We start from the raw sequence: 1734 nt of genomic DNA, 5'->3' as shown, positions 1-1734 counted from the left end.
GCATAACTGCAATATGGAGGCATGACCCATTTTATATATAACTTTTAAAAAGTCCATGATGGTTTGTTATGATACTAACAATGTTCTATACTCCTATGCCTGAAGAGCTAGATGATACATCGGCTAATAATGGCATTTCGTGATTTTGTAACCCTTCTTCTGGAATATAAGTATATTCTCCGCTTGAGGTTTCATCAATTCTAAGTAGCGTCTCGAATATTTTCTCAAGGCAGTTTTTGTGTTCTTCGGATTTAATATTCGTTTTTCTCAATTCTGTTACTAAATTTGTAAAGGATTTAATAGAAATAAAAGAACCCTTTCCATTAAGAAGTTCACATATTTTATGTAATGTGTTACCTAAAGAATTTATATTAGCACATATGTTAGAGACAGAATTTAACTTTATAATTGCTTTATCTAGACCTTGTATTTTTAATTTTAATGGAGAAATATCATAATCTTGATCATGTAAATTTATCGTATCTTGATTAGTTTTGCTTAGTATTGCAAGTATATCTGTTAAATTTCCAATTTCTATAATGTCATCTAATGTAGTTCGAAATTCAATTAGTGTTTTAAGATTTAAAATATCCTTTTTTAACTCTATGTTTTCATCCACTAACTTTATGTTTTTGCGCTCTAATTCTAAATTTTCGTTTTTTATATTTCTTCCCTTATACCAATCCCATCCATATTTAGCTGCAAAACCTAGGCTTATTATTCCAAATACCGTAGCGGTGATATAAGCACCGGTATATCCACTGCCATTTGTATCTTCGTTAGGTTTTTCTGTAGTGGAAGTGGTTGCCTCAGTGAAAGGTTTACTTAGTAAATCTAAAATATTTTTACCTACTTCTGTAGGGGGTATACCGTCCAAAGTTACGTTGAAAGCATCTAGAATAACCTTAAGATTATCAGCAGTGTATTTGACTGGTATATTCAATAAGTTAAAAATTGCTACCCCTGCTTCTTGGGCATTATCCGAAATTATGCCGAGGGTATCTACAATAATCTTAAGATTATCAGCAGTGTATTTGACTGGTATATTCAATAAGTTAAAAATTGCTACCCCTGCTTCTTGAGCATTTTTCAAAGTTATTTCCGAATGATTTAAAATATCTCTCAAATTATTAACAAGCATTTTGGCATTATGCTCTTGTAAGATAGCTTCGCCTTCAGTGGTAGTGCATCCCTTTAATTCTACTAAGGTAGTGTTTTGAAGTAAGTGCTCTTCTTCTAAAATAACGCTAGTACTGTTTCCATAAGTAGCAATAGATTTTATAGGGATTTTAATGCCTGTACACTCCCTAATTACTGCCGATAAATCGTTAGGTACATCTGTTAAATGATTAGAGATCCCTGCCCAATTACATTTTATATTCTCAATTAAATAACCGTTAGTGAAGCTTCCTTTAACAGTATTATATACTGATGAAAGTATAGTATTGCCTAACTTATAAATAGTATGTTTTGTATTTCCAGGTAAGCTACTCACCATTTCATTTGCAAATATAGGCATGAAACAGTTTAAGTTTAGATTTAATACAGGTGCCATAATTATTACTCCTTTAATTTAATTAATAAAATCATAAAACGTGGTTTCTAGAGTATGTTAATGTTTTTGTCAAGATAAAGTTAAAATAAATTAATATATAGAGAAAGGGTTTGAGATGGGTTAGGGATACAAATCTCGTTATTGCAAGGAAAATTACGAAGTAATTGACGAAGCAATCT

At 30.9% G+C, this 1734-nt stretch carries 1 protein-coding gene; it reads right to left on the bottom strand.

The window, feature by feature from the left end; all coding sequences use genetic code 11:
* Window positions 1-85 precede the first annotated feature (85 nt).
* Complete coding sequence (locus KYQ89_RS01215) at window positions 86-1555, bottom strand: DUF5460 family protein (RefSeq protein WP_218460024.1); 1470 nt, start codon at window positions 1553-1555, stop codon at window positions 86-88.
* Between the last annotated feature and the right edge of the window lie 179 nt (window positions 1556-1734).

The organism is Rickettsia sp. TH2014, assembly GCF_019249195.1.
Classification (GTDB): domain Bacteria; phylum Pseudomonadota; class Alphaproteobacteria; order Rickettsiales; family Rickettsiaceae; genus Rickettsia; species Rickettsia felis.
This window is presented reverse-complemented; position numbering and strand designations above follow the sequence as displayed.